The following is a 14,654-nucleotide window of genomic DNA, read 5'->3' on the forward strand; positions in this document are numbered from 1 at the left end:
CGTGAACGAGGAGGCGGCCGCATTCACACGGGGGCAGCGAGCATGACGGCCGACCCTTCGGCGAGGGTGTGGCAGCAGGCCGTGCGGCTCAGCGCCGGCGAGGCGCTGATCGAAGGGCCGCTCAAGGGGTACCACCACGAGACCTACGCCTTCCCGCTGCCCCACCCGGCGGGCGGCGCCGGGGCCGTGCGGTGGAAGTGCCGGGAGCCCCGCGAGGGGATCCTCCGCTTCGACCGGCGCTCCTTCCCTTCGGAAGGGGCGCTGGTCCGCGCTCTGGCCGGTCATGTCTCCAGCGTCCCGGAAATCATCGTGGTCGACGACATCGGCCTCCAGCGGTTCATCGAGGGCTCGACGCTCGCCCTGCACGGGCGGCCGGGGACCGCTGTCGAAGAGGCTCATGTCGCCCAGATAGAGCGGCTGTTCCGCGAGCTGGCGGCCGTTCCTCCGGCGGCGCTGCCGCCGGAGGAGCCGGCCCACGCGGCGGTGGGCGCCGCCGACGGGGACTGCGGCGCGTTCGCCGAGGGGCTGATCCGTTTCACGGAGGAGCGCGTCCACCAGGCTCACCGGCCCGTCTACGGGCGGCTGTTCGAGGAGCTCGGCGTGCCCGAGGAAGGGCTGCTCCGGCTCGCCGAGCGGACCCGCTCCTTCAGCAGGCGTCCCTTCTGCCTCCTGCACGGGGACCTGCACCGGGAGAACTTCATCGTCGACGGCGACGGCCGGCTGTGGACGATCGACTGGGAACTGGCCATGTTCGGCGACCCGCTGTACGACCTCGCCACCCATCTGCACCTGATGGGATATCCGGCGGAGCAGGAGGCGGCGGTGGCGCGCCGCTGGCGGGACGCGGTCGAGGAGGCGCGACCGGGCAGCTCGCGCGGCTGGCGCAAGGACCTTCCGCATCTGCTGCGCTACAAGCGGGCCCAGTCCGTCTACACGGACGTCATCCGCGCCGCCCTCGGTGTGGCCCGGGGGGACATCGACTGGCGTGCCCTTCAGGCGACCTCGCACAAGCTGCGGGCGGTCCTCGCCCGGGGGCGTGCGGCGCTGGGCTCGGCGCCGCCGCCGGACGTGCCCCGGATCATGACCGCCCTGGTCTCGTTCAGCGTGTCCGCACCCTGAACAGCACCCCCGACAGCGCGACCGCCACCGCCAGGATCGCCCCGCACCACGCCAGCGCCGTCCACGGCGCCGTGCCGACCGGCTCGTCGTGCAGGAGGCCGCGGAGGGACTCGATCAGCGGCGTGACCGGCTGGTGGTCGGCGAAGCCGTGGAGCCAGGACGGCATGGTTTCGACAGGGACGAACGCGCTGCTCGGATAGGGCAGGAACATCATGAAGAAGGTGAAGCCGGACGCTGCTTCCGGTGTCCTCGCCATGAGGCCGACCGCCGCTGACAGCCAGGAGAGCGCCACCAGGAACGCCAGCAGGATGCCCGCCGCGGCGAGCCAGCCCGCCGCGGAGGCCGACGGGCGGAAGCCGATGACGAGGCCGACGGAGAGGACGAGCGCGGTCGAGAAGACGTTGCGCACGGTGCTCGCCACGACATGACCGGCCAGGATCGACGTGCCGCCGACGTCGAGCGACCGGAAACGGTCGATGATGCCGCCCTTCATGTCCTCGCTCACCCGGACCGCCGTGCCGGACGAGCCGAAGGCGGAGCAGAGCACGAGGATGCCCGGGACGACGTAGTTGACGTACTCCGTACCGGTGTTGATCGCTCCGCCGAAGAAGTAGACGAAGACGAGCATCAGCATGACCGGCAGCATCATCGAGGTGACGACGGCGTCGACGTCGCGGCGGCTGAGGCGGACGCAGCGGCCGGTCATGGTCAGGGCGGGGGTCAGCAGGCGCCCGGCGCCCGACGTCTCAGACATGGGTGGGCTCCTGCCGGGAAGCGGCGCGGGTGCGGGTGAGGGACAGGAAGACGTCGTCGAGCGTCGTCGTGTGCAGTGAGAAGCGGGAGACGTCCCGCCGCTCCGGGTCGAGGTCGTCGAGCAGCGCCCGCACCTCGAGGGCGGTGCCGTCGGTCGGCAGGCCGAGCGTGAGCGACTCGGGGGAGCGGTGCACGGCCCGCTGCTCGTGCCGCGCGTAGGCGGCCCGGTCGGTGAACACGACGTCCAGTCGGTGGCCTCCCACCTGCGCCTTGAGCTGCGCGGCGGTGCCTTCCGCCACCATGCGCCCCGCGTCCATGACGGCGACGCGGTCGGCGAGCCGGTCGGCCTCCTCCAGGTACTGGGTGGTCAGGAAGACCGTGGTGCCGCGGTCGGCGAGGTCGCGGACGACCTGCCAGAGCTCCTGGCGGCTGCGTGGGTCGAGGCCGGTCGTCGGCTCGTCCAGGAACACGACCTGGGGGTCGCCGACGAGCCCGGCGGCGAGGTCGAGGCGCCGGCGCATGCCGCCGGAGTACGTCAGGGCGAGGCGGCGCCCGGCGGTGGCCAGGTCGAAGCGCTCCAGGAGCTCGGCCGCGCGACGGCGTGAAGCCGCCCGGGACAGACCGCTGAGGCGGGCCATCATGCGGAGGTTCTCCTCGCCGGTCTGCTTCTCGTCGACCGCCGCGAACTGGCCGGTGAGGCTGATCGCCCGGCGCACCCGGCCCCGGTCGGCCGTCACGTCGTGACCGGCCACGCGGGCGCGTCCCGCGTCGGCGGCGGTGAGTGTGGCGAGGATCCGCACGGTCGTCGTCTTGCCCGCTCCGTTCGGTCCGAGCAGCGAGAAGACGTTGCCCGTTTCGACCCTGAGGTCTACGCCGTCGAGCACGGTCACTTTCCCGTAAGCCTTGCGCAGGCCGTGCGCCTCGATCGCCGGCCCGGTGGTGGACGTGGCGTCCGGCGGCCTGGCCGTCGGTTGTCCGGTGCTCATGATGGCGAGCCCCCTTCTGCGTATGAGATACGCGTTACTGTGTAAGGGTTACGCATTACTAGGATGGGCGTCAAGCGCGAGAGGGCGGCGGCAGCGGACGACAGCAGAAGGCGGCGGAGTCGATGGCGGGCAGTGGACGCAGGCGCGCCCCGGACGGTGCGAGGACGGAGTCCGGGCTGCCCGCGAGCATCGAGGCGGCGTGGGGCCTGCGCAAACGCCCCGGGAAAGGCCCCAAGCCGGGGATCGGCATCGAGCGGATCGTCGCGGCCGCCGTCGCCGTGGCGTCCGCCGAAGGGCTCCCGGCGGTCTCCATGGGGAGGGTCGCCAAGGAACTCGGCGTCTCCACCATGTCGCTGTACCGGTACGTCGCCGCGAAGGACGAGCTCTACATCCTGATGCTGGAGGAGGCCGTCGGCCTGCCGCCCGAACCCCCGGCCCCCGGGACCGGCTGGCGTGAGGCGCTGGCGGCCTGGGCGTGGGCGCAGCGCGAGGTCTTCCACCGCAGTCCGTGGATGCTGCGCATCCCCATCTCCGGCCCGCCGGCCACCCCCAACTCGGTCGCCTGGTGGGACCGCGGCCTCGCCGCCCTCGCGGACACCGGTCTCGACGAGGGCGAGAAGATCTCGGTGGTCCTGCTGGTCGGGGGTTTCGTGCGCAACGAGGCACTGCTCATGGCCGACCTCGGAGCGGCGATCGCGGCGAGCGGCGAGTCCCCCGACGTGGTCATGCGCCGCTACGCGAACACTCTGGAGCGCTTCGCCGACGCCGAGCGTTATCCGGCGCTCGCCCGCCTGCTGGAGTCGCGGGTGATGTACGAACCGGACACCCAGGACTTCGAGTTCGTCTTCGGTCTGGAGCGGCTGCTGGACGGGGTGGGTGTCCTGGTCGAGAAGCGCCTCGCGGGCGGGGCGCGGTCCGAGGGAGGGCCGCGGGAATGAGCGGCGCGAACAGCGGAACGGGGCTGCGCGGGCGCAAGAAGCGCCTCACCTACCGGGCGATCTCCGACGCCGCCGTCGCGCTCTTCCTCGAGCGGGGCTTCGACGCGGTCTCCGTCGCCGAGGTGGCGGCCGCGGCGGACGTCTCGAAGCCGACGCTGTTCCGGTACTTCCCCACGAAGGAGGACCTGGCGCTGCACCGGTTCGCCGATCACGAGGACGAGACCGCGCGTGTGGTCGCCGCCCGGCCGGCCGGTGTCCCGCCGCTCCAGGCGCTGCACCGCCACGTCCTCGACGGCCTGGCACGTCGCGACCCGGTCACCGGGCTGAACGACGAAGAGGGCGTGCTCGCCTTCCACCGGCTGCTGTACGGAACGCCGAGCCTGGTGACGCGGCTGCACGCCTACCGGGCCAGATCGGAACGGGCACTGGCGGAGGCGCTGTGCGCGGCGGGGTCTCGAAGGCTCGGCGCCCGGCTGGCGGCAGGGCAGATCGTCGCCGTGCTGCGCGTCCTCGCGGAGGAGAACTGGCGGCGGATCGAGGCGGGTGAACGGGCCGGGGACATCGCGCCGGACGCGGTGGCGGCGGCCGATCAGGCCTTCGCGCAGCTCCGGGCCGGTCTGGGGTGAATCCCGGTGCGGCGGGCTTCACCCGGCCGCTGCGCTGCCGGGGCCGTCGCCCGCTCCCCGTCGTCCGGCCGGCGTGCGTGTCAGACTTCCGGGATGACCACAGAGACGATCACCACCTCCGCCGCGGGGAGTTGGCAGCTGGGTGACCTGACGGTCAACCGGATCGGGTTCGGCGCGATGCGCTTGACGGCGGACGCGGACGGCGCTCCCCTGGACAGGGCCAGGGCGGTCGCGGTGCTGCGGCGGGCCGTGGAGCTCGGCGTGAACCACATCGACACCGCCGCTTTCTACTTCTCGGCCACCCGGTCCGCCAACGAGCTGATCAACCGGGCCCTGTACCCGTACCCTTCCGACCTCGTCATCACCACCAAGGTCTGGCCGGGCCGCGACCCGTCCGGGAACTGGTGGTGGGCCTCGCCGGAGCAGTTGCGGGGACAGGTCGAGGAAAACCTGCGGCAGCTCGGGCGCGACCACCTGGACGTGGTGAACCTCCGCGTCCCGCGGAGCGGTGAAACCGGCTCGCTGGCGGCCCACTTCGAGGTCCTCGCCGGACTGCGGGACGCCGGTCTGATCCGCCATCTCGGCATCTCCAACGTCAGGCCGCACCACCTCGAGGAGGCCCGCGCCATCGCGCCGGTCGTGTGTGTGCAGAACCCGTACGGGGTGGGTGCCTCGCCGGAGCACCACGCGTTCCTGGACTCCTGCGGCGAACAGGGCGTGGCGTTCGTGCCGTTCTTCGCGATCGCGGGCGACGGCCGGGAGGCCGGCGCGAGCGGCGCCGACGGCGAGGAGGTCCGCGCCGTCGCCCGGGCGCACGGCGCGACCCCGGCGCAGGTCCGGCTCGCCTGGACACTGCAGCGCGGCCCGCACGTGCTCGCGATCCCGGGCACCGGCAATCCGGACCACCTGGCCGACAACGTGGCCGCCGGCTCCCTCCGGCTCTCGGCCGACGAGATGGCACTGCTGGACGGGGCCGGGCGGGAGCCTCAGCCGTAGCGGCGCAGCAGCGCTTCGAGGTAGTCCTCCAGACGCCCTGCGACCACCCGCGCGGTCAGGTCGGTGCGCCCGAGCTCCCGCCATGGGACGGCGACCTTCTCGGCGTCCGGCGCGAAGGCGAGCGCGTCGAGCATCCGCCAGTAGAGGTGGTCGGCCGGATCCTCCGCGAGCCGCCCGCCGGCGGCGGCGTAGCGGTCCGCGAAGCGCAGGCCCTCTTCGGGGCCGTGCAGCAGGGCGAGCGCCGTGGAGCAGTGTGCGACGTCCAGGTCGGCGGGGCCCCAGGAGGTCTCCACCCAGTCGACGACACCGCTGATCCGCGGCTCCTCCGCCGCCCCGGTGAACAGGACGTTCCCGGGATGGAAGTCGCGGTGCAGGAAGCAGGCCCGGTGGGCGGGCGGGTCCCGGCGTATGACGTCGACCGCGCGCCGCCACACGGCGGGCCGGTCCGTCGCCCCGGGCAGCCGGACGCGGTCGGGAGCGGTCCACGCCTGGTAGGCGCGAGGCCGCTCCCCTTCGGGTACGTCCAGCCGGTGGATGCGTACCAACTGGTCCGCGAGCAGGGCGGCCCGGCGGCCGGCGCCGCTCTGCTCCAGCCGGACACGCCCCGGGAGCAGGCTCATCAGGAGCGAGGGATGGTCGCAGTGTTCTGCGTCCGGGTCTACGGCCCGGAACTCGGCCACCGGCACCACGCCGGCCGGTGCGAGCAGACGCAGCGTGCGGGCCTCGCGAGTGAGGAGTCCCGCCGCGTGCCGGACGTAGAACGGCTGGACGAACGACCGGAGCACCAGCGTGCGTTCCGCGCCCGCGGGCCCCGTGACGCGCAGGCGCCGCATCGTGGACGTCCATCCGCCGAGAAGCCGCTCGACGCCCTCGATCCGTTCGCCTTCCGCGAGTTGCCCACTCACCCAGGCGCGCGTCGCCGCCCAGTCCTCGGCGCGCTCCTGGCTCCGTCCGTGGTCCGAGTCCCCGCCCATGGACGAAACCCTACGGCCCGCGCTGCGCCTCATGAGCCGGCGAATCCGCTCAACGCGTCGCGGCGTCGGCGAGGATCGCCTGAAGCCGTGCCCGGCATTCGGCGACGAAGGCGGGATAGGTGTCCCAGTAGTAGGAGATCCCGCTGATGCCCACGGCGATCGCCCAGGCGCGGGCGCGGGCCCAGGTCACGTCGTCGAGGCTCAAAGCGTCCCAATAGGCCTGCCGTGCCTGTGCCGGCAGGTCCCAGACGGTGGAGTGCTCGGCATCGGGGAAGCCGACCGAGAGCGCCCCGAAATCTATGACCGCGTGGAGCTTTCCTTCCCGGACCAGGAGGTTGGTCGGCTTGAGGTCGCCGTGGAGCCACACGTGAGGTGCGGAGGGCTCGGGCAGCGCGAGCGCGGCGCGCCACAGCTGTTCCAGGGCGTCGACGTCGAGCTCGGAACCCACGGTGGTCCGGCAGTCGTCGAAACCTCGGCCGACCCACTCGTCACACGGCCCCAGGCTGCCTCCGCGGTACCAGCTGAGGTCGTCGGCGCGCGTCGCTCCCATGAGGTCGACGCTGTGCAGCTCGCCGACGACCGCCGCCAGGTCGGCGCCGAACGCGGACCAGTCCGTGACGGTGTCCGGGCCGGCCTGGTCACCGTCGATCCAGCGGTGTACCGACCAGATCGTGGGGAAGGCGGCCGTGGGCGTCCCGGCGTGGACGGGCTCGGGGACCGGACGGGACAGGAGGGGCGCCAGGCGGGGAAGCCACTCCTGCTCCTTCCGCAAGGACTCTCCCTTGTCGGCGGTCCGTGGAAGGCGCACGAGCAGGTCGTCGCCCAGCCGGTACATGGTGTTCTCCGTGCCCTCGCCCGCCGGCGCGAGCGACAGACCGGCCCACTCCGGCCGCTGCGCCTCCAGCAGCGACCGGACCAGCGTCTCGTCGACCGGGATCTCGTTCTCGTGAAGCGTCACGCCGGAAGTCTCGCCGCGGACGGAGCGGGAAGCGAGTGACTTTCCGGAGATGCTGGTTGCTGCGTGGTCAGTGGAACCACACGACGAGCCGCACGTTCTCCGCCTCGTGGACCTCGCTGAGCGTGCCCATGACGCTCCATACTCGCCCCCAGTCGCTCCCGTCACCTGCGGCAGCGGCCCGGCTTCGGGTGCCGGTGCTGTCTGTTTCGTGCCAATCGACGGCGGTGACCTCAGCCCAGGTGACCCATGTCGTTCCGAATACGTCACCGGGTCCCCCATGGGCCGCGTACTCGCTCCTCAGCCCTACCGACGCATCGTCCGGGAAGCCACGGCCTTCGGCCAGAGGGACGAAGCCGAAGGAATTTCGGACTCCGAAGAGACAGGCGAGGCCGTCATAGGCGTTACCCCGGTTGAGCAGGAAGAGATCGATGGCGGCTTCCCACACGGAGTCCGGGTCGTCGGGACCCCAGAGGCGCGCCCCTGGTCGACATTCGATCATTCCGCTGATGTCGGTGGACACACCCGGATCTTGCCCGACCGGCCCAGGACTCGGCATCCACATAATTCGGCCCGCGCCTCCCCGGCGGCCACCGACAGCAGGCGGCCAACTGAACGCGCATGTCCGCCCATAGCGTCGGTGCCCGGAACCTCCTTACCTTGTCGGCGGGTCCTCCCGGACGCGTCGTCTTCCGGCTGAGGGATCACGCGAGCGTGACGATTTGGATCGCCTACGACGACGAGAGCGAAATTCCGAGTCGACGTGGGCCGTTGCGCGGGAGACCCTCGACGCGGATCGCACCGAGGAGACGAGTTGATCACGGACCATCAGCAGAAGCTGCGCGAGCGCTACCTCGCCGCCATCGTCATGCCGGCTCCCGAGCCGTGGCAGCCAGTGCTGGACCGCAGGACTCCCCTTGGGGGTCTGCTTGGCATCGGGTTCGCCGTTCATCCCGACAGCGGTCACGACCTCGTCATGGTCGTGTCCAGCGACGGCCATGGAGTCTTCGATGCGGTCACCGGCGAGAAGATCGCCCGCGACCGGGATCCTGACCCCGAAACGAGCACCCCCGACGCCCACCCGGACCTCGCCTGTCCTGGGCTCGGCCCGATCGCAGGCGTCCCGGTGCGCATTGCCGGGCTCTTCGGCGGCGGCCTGCACAGCACGACACCGGACGGCTGGACCCTGGACGTCGTCAGCCCCGAGTGGCCTCACGACCGCATCATCCTCTCCGCCGACGGAGGGTCTCACAAAGGGCCGGCGGGAGGGACGTGGTGGCACGTCTTCCACTCCGAGTACTCAGAACTCCGCGCAGCCGGGTTCTCTCCCTCCGGCCTGACCCTGGCGGTCGCCACCAGCAGCGACCTCACTGTCTGGAGCCGACCTGAGCTCCACTTTGACGACTGAGCGGACAGCGGAGCGCCGTGCGAGGGGAGGGCAGATGGACCGGGCAGTACTCGCCGGGATGGCTCAGTCCTCGCCTGCACGGGAGTCCGCCAAGCCGAGCGGTGACAGGTTGTCCTCCCTCAAGCAACAACCATCTTGCTCAGGCGCAACCGGTGACAACAACTACTGAAAGGGGACAGCTGACGCTGGAAGTCATACTCCGTCCGGGTGTTGCTTGCGACACTATTGCAAGCAGTTGCTTGCAATAGTTAGCACGGGTGCGGCACCATCGGTGCATGGCATCGCTCAACGTCGGCAATCTCGGTGAGTACCTCCGCGAACAGCGGCGCAACGCGCAGCTGTCCCTGAGGCAGCTCGCCGACGCCGCCGGGGTGTCCAATCCGTATCTGAGCCAGATCGAGCGCGGGCTGCGCAAGCCGAGCGCCGAGGTTCTTCAGCAGGTCGCCAAGGCCCTGCGGATCTCGGCGGAGACGCTGTACGTGCGGGCCGGGATCCTGGACGAGCAGGAGCGGGACGAGCTGGAGACGCGTGCCGTCATCCTGGCCGACCCCTCCATCAACGAGCGGCAGAAGCAGGTGCTTCTCCAGATCTACGAGTCCTTCCGCAAGGAGAACGGGCTCGAGACCGCCGCTGCCACGGAAGCCCACGAGGACACCGCCGCTGACGGCCCCCGCACGGCCGGCACGGGCGATGCCGAACCGAAGACGAACTGATCTGCGTTCCGGGAGGACCACAGTCATGGCCATCACCGATGACCTGCGTAAGACCCTCACCGACCCGACTCCCCTCTACTTCGCCGCCGGCACCGCCGACCTCGCCGTCCAGCAGGCCAGGAAGGTGCCCGCGCTGATCGAGCAGCTGGCCGCCGAGGCGCCGAACCGTATCGACGCCGTGCGCAACACCGACCCCAAGGCCGTGCAGGAGAAGGTGACCGCGCAGGCCAAGGAGGCGCAGGCCACCGTGCAGGCGAAGGTCGCCGAGGTGATCGGGAACTTCGACACCGACCTGAAGAAGCTGGGCGAGAGCGCCCAGGACCTCGCGCTGCGCAGTGTCGGCGTCGCCGCCGAGTACGCGGTCAAGGCCCGTGAGACGTACGAGAAGGTCGCCGAGCACGGCGAGCAGACCGTGCGTGCGTGGCGTGGCGACGCGGCGGAGGAGATCACCGAGATCGCCGTCGCCGTGGAGCCCGAGCCGGCGAAGGGCAAGCAGAGCGACGCCGAGCAGAAGCCCGTGGCCGCCGCCGCGGAGCCGCAGAGCGCCGAGGCCAAGAAGTCGGCCGTGCGCAAGCCCGCCGTGCGCAAGCCGGCCGCCAAGAAGAGCACGCCGCCGGCCGCGAAGTGAGCGATGCGCGGGCGCCGCTGGAGGCGGCGCCCGGCACGTTCATGGTCCTGCGGGCATCCTCGGAGGTACCTTGGGGCGTGTCCGAGCCGCGAGGCAGGCGACACCAACCACTGAGTAGGCGGTGCTGAGGATGCTGGCTGACAAGTTCGACTTCGGGCTATGGATGATCGTCAATCTGGTCTTCCTCGTCACGTCCGTGGCCGCCTTCGTCATGGCCGCCGTGGCCCGCGAGGACGCCTACCGGGCCGCCGACAAGAAGACCAAGCCGTTCTGGCTGGTCATCCTCGGTGTCGCTGTCGCCGTGAACCTGATTCCGTTTATCTCGATGCTGTTCCTGCAGATCGCCGGCCTGATCGCCACGATCGTCTTCTTCGTCGACGTACGCCCCGCCCTCCAGCAGGTCTCCGGAGGCGGCAGGCGGCGTGGCGGCTCCAGCAGCGACGGCCCGTACGGCCCCTACAACGGCGGCCGCTGACCGCCGAAAGGTCGCTCGCACCTGCCGACTCGTAGGTGTGCCTGTTCTCGACGTCCGGCGTTCGCCGCCGCCACGAGCCTCGGCCGGTGCCTGTGGTGCCCTGCCCAGGATCGCCGCACATGACCGCGGCACGCGACGGCTGACGCGATGCCCGGACCGGTGACGCGCGACCGCCTGCGTGGTGCCGGACCGGGGATGCGAGGGCCTACCGGCGACCGCGATGCCCGGACCGGTGACGCGACGCGCGACCGCCTGCGTGGTGCCGGACGGGGGACGCCGGGGACCACCGGTGACCGCGGCGCGGACCGTCGCTCAGCGGCGGGTCCCGTCGCGGCTCAGCAGCAGCACCGCCACGTCGTCGGTGAGGTCGCCGCCGTTCAGGTCGCGCACCTCGCCGACGGCGGCCTCGAGGAGCGACTCACCGTCCAGCCCGGCCGACAGTTGCCGGTTGATCATCGCGAGCATGCCGTCCTGCCCCAGCCGCTGCTTGGTGTCCGGACCCTTGCGGCCCTCTATGAGTCCGTCCGTGTACATCATCAGGCTCCAGGAGCCGCCCAGCTCCACCTGGCGGCGCGGCCAGCGGGCACGCGGCAGCAGCCCGAGCGCCGGGCCGCCGTCGTCGTAGGGGAGCAGCTGTGCGGCCCGGCCGTGCCGGGCGATCAGCGGGGAGGGGTGGCCCGCCAGGCAGAGCCCGGCCCGCCGCCCGTCGGCGGAGATGTCCACCGTGCAGAGCGTGGCGAAGATCTCGTCGCTCTCCCGCTCGTGCTCCAGCACCTGCTGGAGCGTGGACAGCAGGTCGTCGCCGCACAGCCCGGCGAACGTGAGGGCCCGCCAGGCGATGCGCAGTTCCACGCCGAGGGCAGCCTCGTCCGGGCCGTGGCCGCAGACGTCGCCGATCATGGCGTGGACCGTGCCGTCCGGCGTGCGGACGGTGTCGTAGAAGTCGCCGCCGAGCAGGGCGCGGGAGCGTCCCGGGCGGTAGCGCGCCGCGAAGCGCAGGTCCGAGCCCTCCAGCAGGGGGGTGGGCAGCAGGCCACGCTCGAGCCGGGCGTTCTCCTGGGCGCGCAGCCGGGACTCGGCGAGCTTCACCTGGGCGGTGTCGGCCCGCTTGCGCTCCACCGCGTACCGCACGGCGCGGGTCAGCAGGCGTCCGTCGAGCTCCTCGCGGACGAGGTGGTCCTGAGCGCCCAGCCGTACGGCCTCCGCGGCCAGCTCCGTGTCGCCGGACGCGGTCAGTGCCAGCACGGCGTGCCGGGGCGCGAGGCGCAGGACGTGCTTGAGCGCGCCGAGGGCGTCGTCCTGCGGGCGTCCGGGGAGCGCGAGGTCGACGAGGACGCAGTGGACGTCGTCCGTGAGCAGCCGCTCGGCCTCGGTGAGGTTCCGGGCGGTGCGGATGCGGACGCGCGCACCTGCGGCGTCCAGCAGACCGGGAACGCTGAAGGTGCCCGCAGGGTCGTCCTCGATGACGAGGAGTATCAGGTCGCCGCCGGCTCCGCCGGGGGCGGTCTCCGCGACGGGGACGTTCCTCTGTCGCGGTACGGGTACGGGCATCGGTGTTGTTCCTTCCCTCCCCCCGAGGGCACGGCAGGACGACGATCGACGACCCGCCAGACGGGGACCATAGCGGTATGCGGTGGCCGAACGGAATGGCGATCAGCGAAGAGCCGATGGCATATGCCGCGCATAGGGGCGTAGTTGCCGGGTGGCCCATGACGAACATCACCCCGGGCGCCCGTTTCGCCCCTTCCCCCACGTGGCGTGCGTCACGTGCGACGTCGTGTCCGCGTCCAGCCGCCGTGGTCCCGGCGGCTGGGCGTCACTTGTCGGGGCGGACGACGCCGAGGATGGACATCGAGCCGGCTCCTGCCACGGTTACGTTCCTGCCGGGCCGCGGCGCGTGGATGATCGCGCCGTCACCGATGTACATGCCGACATGGCTGGCGTCCGAGTGGTAGATGATCAGGTCGCCGGGGCGCATGTCCTGGATGCGGATCCGGGGCAGCCGCCGCCACTGTTCCTGCGAGGTGCGGGGGATGGTGCGGCCGGCGGCGGCCCACGCCTGTGAGGTGAGCCCCGAACAGTCGTAGGAGTCCGGCCCCTCGGCGCCCCACACGTACGGCTTGCCGAGCTGCTTCGTCGCGAACCGGAGTGCCTCGCGGCCCTGTTCGCTCGCCGTGCCGCCCACGCCCTTCAGGGCGCCGGAGTCCAGCCAGGCGGCCTGTGCGTCGTACTGCGCCCGCTGTTCCAGCTGCAGGAGGGTCGCCAGCTCCTCCTTCTCGAGCTGGTCCTCGAGCTTCTTGGCGGCGGCGATCCGCTCCTTGATCTCCTTCTGGGCCTTCTCCTTCTTGGCCCGGTTGGCCTCGAGCCTCTCCCACTGGGCGCTGGCGTCCTTGGTGTAGGTGGCCAAGTCGTCCTGGGTGCGGGTCAGTTCTGTGATCAGGTCCTTGGTGGCCTTCTGGCCCTGCTGGATCCGGCCGACGCCGTCGAGGAAGAGCTGGGGATCGTCGACCAGCGCCAGTTGCGCCTCCGGAGGCAGCCCGCCCGCGCGGTACTGGGCGCGGGCGGCGGCGCCGGCGCGGTTCTTCAGCTCTTGGATCCTGGCCTGGCCCTTGGCCATCTCCTGCGCGAGCTTCACGATCTCGGCCGACTGCCTCTGGGTCTGTTCCTCCGCGAGGTTGTACGCGTCCGTCGCGGACGCGGCCTTGCGGTAGAGGGCGTCTATCTCCAGACGGACTTCCTCGAGCGACCCGTTCGGCGCGGCGGGCGGGGGCGGCGGGAGCGCGCCCGGCCGGGTGACGGACGCCGGGGTCGTGGGGGCCGGCTCGGGGGCCGCGAAGGCCGTGCCGGGGGACGCCAGCAGCGTCAGAGCGCAGACCAGTGTGATCGCGGCAGTGGCACAGTGGCGTCGGTTCACGACTCCCCCTTCGGACGAACGCCTGGAATCCGGCTGCTGCGGAACAACCGAATGTGATTAACCGTCAGTAACTTGGGCGTGACGTCGTGATGGTGTCATGACGTACGCGAAAGTGACAGGGTCGCTCGGCAGTTCGGCGCGCAGATCACCCCCGCAGATCACCCACCCCTGAGCGCGCCCGCCGGTCTTCCCACTCCACTGACGAGCAAGGCCCCCGGTGCGTTCCCGTGTTCGGGTCGTTCACTCGATCGTGGTGCCGTTCATCCCGAATTGGGGGCGAGTGCCGCCCACTTCACGGTCACCTCTCCCTGCCGCCACCGTCTCCGGTCGTCCGCCAGCGGCCAGGTGTCCGCGAGGTCCGTCACGGCCTTGATCCAGCGCTGCCTGGCGCCCAGGGACGCGTACGGGGCCGCCGCCGCCCAGGCCCGGTCGAAGTCCCGGAGGAAGGCGTGCACCGGCTCGCCCGGTACGTTGCGGTGGATGAGCGCCTTGGGCAGCCGCTCCGCGAGGTCGGAGGGGCGTTCGAGCGAGCCGAGCCGGGTCGCGAACGTCACCGTCCGGGGCCCCTCCGGGCCGAGCGCCACCCACACGTGCCGCCGCCCGATCTCGTCGCAGGTGCCCTCGACCAGCAGGCCGCCGGGGGCGAGCCGGCCGCACAGTCGCGCCCACACGGCGGCCACCTCCGGCTCGTCGTACTGGCGCAGCACATTGGCGGCCCTGATGAGCGTGGGCCGGTCCGCCGTCGGGACCTCGAAGCCGCCGTGGCGGAAGGCGAGCCCTGCCCGCTCGTACGGCTTCGCTGCACTGACCCGCGCCGGGTCGATCTCGATGCCGACGACCTCGCACCGCGGATCGGCGGTGCGCAGCCGCTGAAGCAGTTCCACCGCGGTCCACGGGGCCGCCCCGTACCCGAGGTCGACGGCCACGGGGGCCCCGTCGGCGCGGCGCAGGGCGGGGCCGTGCGCATGCGCGATCCAGCGGTCCATGCGGCGCAGCCGATTGGGGTTGGTCGTCCCGCGGGTCGCGGTGCCGACGGGACGGTTCATGCAGAAGAGGGTATGCGGTCGGACCGGCGCACAACGGACGTGGTCGGCGGCCCCCGGCGCAAGGGGCGCGGCGGCTGTGGACGGTAATGATTCGGCAAAGTGATCCCCGGGGGAAATGGAAGG

16 protein-coding genes are annotated in these 14,654 nt (G+C 71.7%); 8 read left to right on the top strand and 8 right to left on the bottom strand.

The window, feature by feature from the left end; all coding sequences use genetic code 11:
• Positions 1 to 42 precede the first annotated feature (42 nt).
• Complete coding sequence (locus tag AB0K36_RS08955) at positions 43 to 1,119, top strand: phosphotransferase (RefSeq protein ID WP_364590373.1); 1,077 nt, start codon at positions 43 to 45, stop codon at positions 1,117 to 1,119.
• On the opposite strand, the gene AB0K36_RS08960 is transcribed toward AB0K36_RS08955, so the two are convergent.
• Positions 1,100 to 1,873, bottom strand: coding sequence for an ABC transporter permease (locus AB0K36_RS08960; RefSeq protein WP_364590376.1), 774 nt, complete (start codon positions 1,871 to 1,873; stop codon positions 1,100 to 1,102). The two genes, AB0K36_RS08955 and AB0K36_RS08960, sit on opposite strands and share 20 nt — an antisense overlap.
• Positions 1,866 to 2,858, bottom strand: a complete 993-nt coding sequence (locus tag AB0K36_RS08965; protein WP_364590379.1) for an ATP-binding cassette domain-containing protein — start codon at positions 2,856 to 2,858, stop codon at positions 1,866 to 1,868. Before AB0K36_RS08965 ends, AB0K36_RS08960 begins: the two co-directional genes overlap by 8 nt.
• Positions 2,859 to 2,980: 122 nt before the next feature.
• On the opposite strand from AB0K36_RS08965, the gene AB0K36_RS08970 reads away from it, so the two are divergent.
• The 3 genes from AB0K36_RS08970 (at position 2,981) to AB0K36_RS08980 (ending at position 5,418) form a co-directional block, all read left to right on the top strand.
• Complete coding sequence (locus tag AB0K36_RS08970) at positions 2,981 to 3,796, top strand: TetR/AcrR family transcriptional regulator (protein ID WP_364590382.1); 816 nt, start codon at positions 2,981 to 2,983, stop codon at positions 3,794 to 3,796.
• Positions 3,793 to 4,422: a TetR family transcriptional regulator gene (locus AB0K36_RS08975; RefSeq protein WP_364590385.1), complete on the top strand. Its 630-nt coding sequence runs from the start codon at positions 3,793 to 3,795 to the stop codon at positions 4,420 to 4,422. Before AB0K36_RS08970 ends, AB0K36_RS08975 begins: the two co-directional genes overlap by 4 nt.
• A gap of 93 nt (positions 4,423 to 4,515) precedes the next feature.
• Positions 4,516 to 5,418 carry an aldo/keto reductase gene (locus AB0K36_RS08980; protein WP_364590388.1) on the top strand — a complete coding sequence of 301 codons (903 nt, stop codon included), beginning with the start codon at positions 4,516 to 4,518 and terminating at the stop codon, positions 5,416 to 5,418.
• Here the strand turns inward: AB0K36_RS08980 and AB0K36_RS08985 are convergent.
• The 3 genes from AB0K36_RS08985 to AB0K36_RS08995 all read right to left on the bottom strand — a co-directional run bounded on the left by AB0K36_RS08985 (position 5,409) and on the right by AB0K36_RS08995 (position 7,870).
• Complete coding sequence (locus AB0K36_RS08985) at positions 5,409 to 6,392, bottom strand: phosphotransferase family protein (protein ID WP_364590391.1); 984 nt, start codon at positions 6,390 to 6,392, stop codon at positions 5,409 to 5,411. The two genes, AB0K36_RS08980 and AB0K36_RS08985, sit on opposite strands and share 10 nt — an antisense overlap.
• A 49-nt stretch (positions 6,393 to 6,441) precedes the next feature.
• The gene (locus tag AB0K36_RS08990) at positions 6,442 to 7,350 is read right to left on the bottom strand and encodes an aminoglycoside phosphotransferase family protein (RefSeq protein WP_364590394.1); all 909 of its coding nucleotides are present in this window, start codon (positions 7,348 to 7,350) and stop codon (positions 6,442 to 6,444) included.
• 67 nt (positions 7,351 to 7,417) lie between these two features.
• Positions 7,418 to 7,870 carry a hypothetical protein gene (locus tag AB0K36_RS08995; RefSeq protein ID WP_364590397.1) on the bottom strand — a complete coding sequence of 151 codons (453 nt, stop codon included), beginning with the start codon at positions 7,868 to 7,870 and terminating at the stop codon, positions 7,418 to 7,420.
• Between the two features lie 291 nt (positions 7,871 to 8,161).
• Here AB0K36_RS08995 and AB0K36_RS09000 point away from each other — a divergent pair, with 291 nt between their 5' ends.
• The 4 genes from AB0K36_RS09000 (at position 8,162) to AB0K36_RS09015 (ending at position 10,571) form a co-directional block, all read left to right on the top strand.
• Entirely contained in the window at positions 8,162 to 8,755 is a 594-nt protein-coding gene (locus AB0K36_RS09000) for a hypothetical protein (RefSeq protein ID WP_364590400.1), read from the top strand.
• A gap of 275 nt (positions 8,756 to 9,030) precedes the next feature.
• Positions 9,031 to 9,468, top strand: coding sequence for a helix-turn-helix domain-containing protein (locus AB0K36_RS09005; RefSeq protein ID WP_159690415.1), 438 nt, complete (start codon positions 9,031 to 9,033; stop codon positions 9,466 to 9,468).
• A 25-nt stretch (positions 9,469 to 9,493) separates the two neighbouring features.
• Positions 9,494 to 10,096, top strand: a complete 603-nt coding sequence (locus AB0K36_RS09010; protein WP_364590403.1) for a hypothetical protein — start codon at positions 9,494 to 9,496, stop codon at positions 10,094 to 10,096.
• A 130-nt stretch (positions 10,097 to 10,226) separates the two neighbouring features.
• Positions 10,227 to 10,571, top strand: a complete 345-nt coding sequence (locus AB0K36_RS09015) for a DUF2516 family protein (protein ID WP_364590406.1) — start codon at positions 10,227 to 10,229, stop codon at positions 10,569 to 10,571.
• 312 nt (positions 10,572 to 10,883) lie between these two features.
• On the opposite strand, the gene AB0K36_RS09020 is transcribed toward AB0K36_RS09015, so the two are convergent.
• The 3 genes from AB0K36_RS09020 to AB0K36_RS09030 form a co-directional block, all read right to left on the bottom strand.
• Complete coding sequence (locus AB0K36_RS09020; protein ID WP_364590409.1) at positions 10,884 to 12,122, bottom strand: PP2C family protein-serine/threonine phosphatase; 1,239 nt, start codon at positions 12,120 to 12,122, stop codon at positions 10,884 to 10,886.
• A gap of 265 nt (positions 12,123 to 12,387) precedes the next feature.
• Positions 12,388 to 13,485 carry a C40 family peptidase gene (locus AB0K36_RS09025; RefSeq protein WP_364590412.1) on the bottom strand — a complete coding sequence of 366 codons (1,098 nt, stop codon included), beginning with the start codon at positions 13,483 to 13,485 and terminating at the stop codon, positions 12,388 to 12,390.
• Between the two features lie 260 nt (positions 13,486 to 13,745).
• Positions 13,746 to 14,531: a class I SAM-dependent methyltransferase gene (locus AB0K36_RS09030; RefSeq protein ID WP_364590415.1), complete on the bottom strand. Its 786-nt coding sequence runs from the start codon at positions 14,529 to 14,531 to the stop codon at positions 13,746 to 13,748.
• Between the last annotated feature and the right edge of the window lie 123 nt (positions 14,532 to 14,654).

It is taken from the genome of Streptomyces kurssanovii (genome assembly GCF_040677245.1).
GTDB lineage: Bacteria > Actinomycetota > Actinomycetes > Streptomycetales > Streptomycetaceae > Streptomyces > Streptomyces kurssanovii.

Coding starts and splice junctions, on each gene's coding strand:
- AB0K36_RS08955 (WP_364590373.1), top strand. CDS start 43: ATGACGGCCGACCCTTCGGCGAGGGTGTGGCAGCAGGCCGTGCGGCTC.
- AB0K36_RS08960 (WP_364590376.1), bottom strand. CDS start 1,873: ATGTCTGAGACGTCGGGCGCCGGGCGCCTGCTGACCCCCGCCCTGACC.
- AB0K36_RS08965 (WP_364590379.1), bottom strand. CDS start 2,858: ATGAGCACCGGACAACCGACGGCCAGGCCGCCGGACGCCACGTCCACC.
- AB0K36_RS08970 (WP_364590382.1), top strand. CDS start 2,981: ATGGCGGGCAGTGGACGCAGGCGCGCCCCGGACGGTGCGAGGACGGAG.
- AB0K36_RS08975 (WP_364590385.1), top strand. CDS start 3,793: ATGAGCGGCGCGAACAGCGGAACGGGGCTGCGCGGGCGCAAGAAGCGC.
- AB0K36_RS08980 (WP_364590388.1), top strand. CDS start 4,516: ATGACCACAGAGACGATCACCACCTCCGCCGCGGGGAGTTGGCAGCTG.
- AB0K36_RS08985 (WP_364590391.1), bottom strand. CDS start 6,392: ATGGGCGGGGACTCGGACCACGGACGGAGCCAGGAGCGCGCCGAGGAC.
- AB0K36_RS09005 (WP_159690415.1), top strand. CDS start 9,031: ATGGCATCGCTCAACGTCGGCAATCTCGGTGAGTACCTCCGCGAACAG.
- AB0K36_RS09010 (WP_364590403.1), top strand. CDS start 9,494: ATGGCCATCACCGATGACCTGCGTAAGACCCTCACCGACCCGACTCCC.
- AB0K36_RS09015 (WP_364590406.1), top strand. CDS start 10,227: ATGCTGGCTGACAAGTTCGACTTCGGGCTATGGATGATCGTCAATCTG.
- AB0K36_RS09020 (WP_364590409.1), bottom strand. CDS start 12,122: ATGCCCGTACCCGTACCGCGACAGAGGAACGTCCCCGTCGCGGAGACC.
- AB0K36_RS09030 (WP_364590415.1), bottom strand. CDS start 14,531: ATGAACCGTCCCGTCGGCACCGCGACCCGCGGGACGACCAACCCCAAT.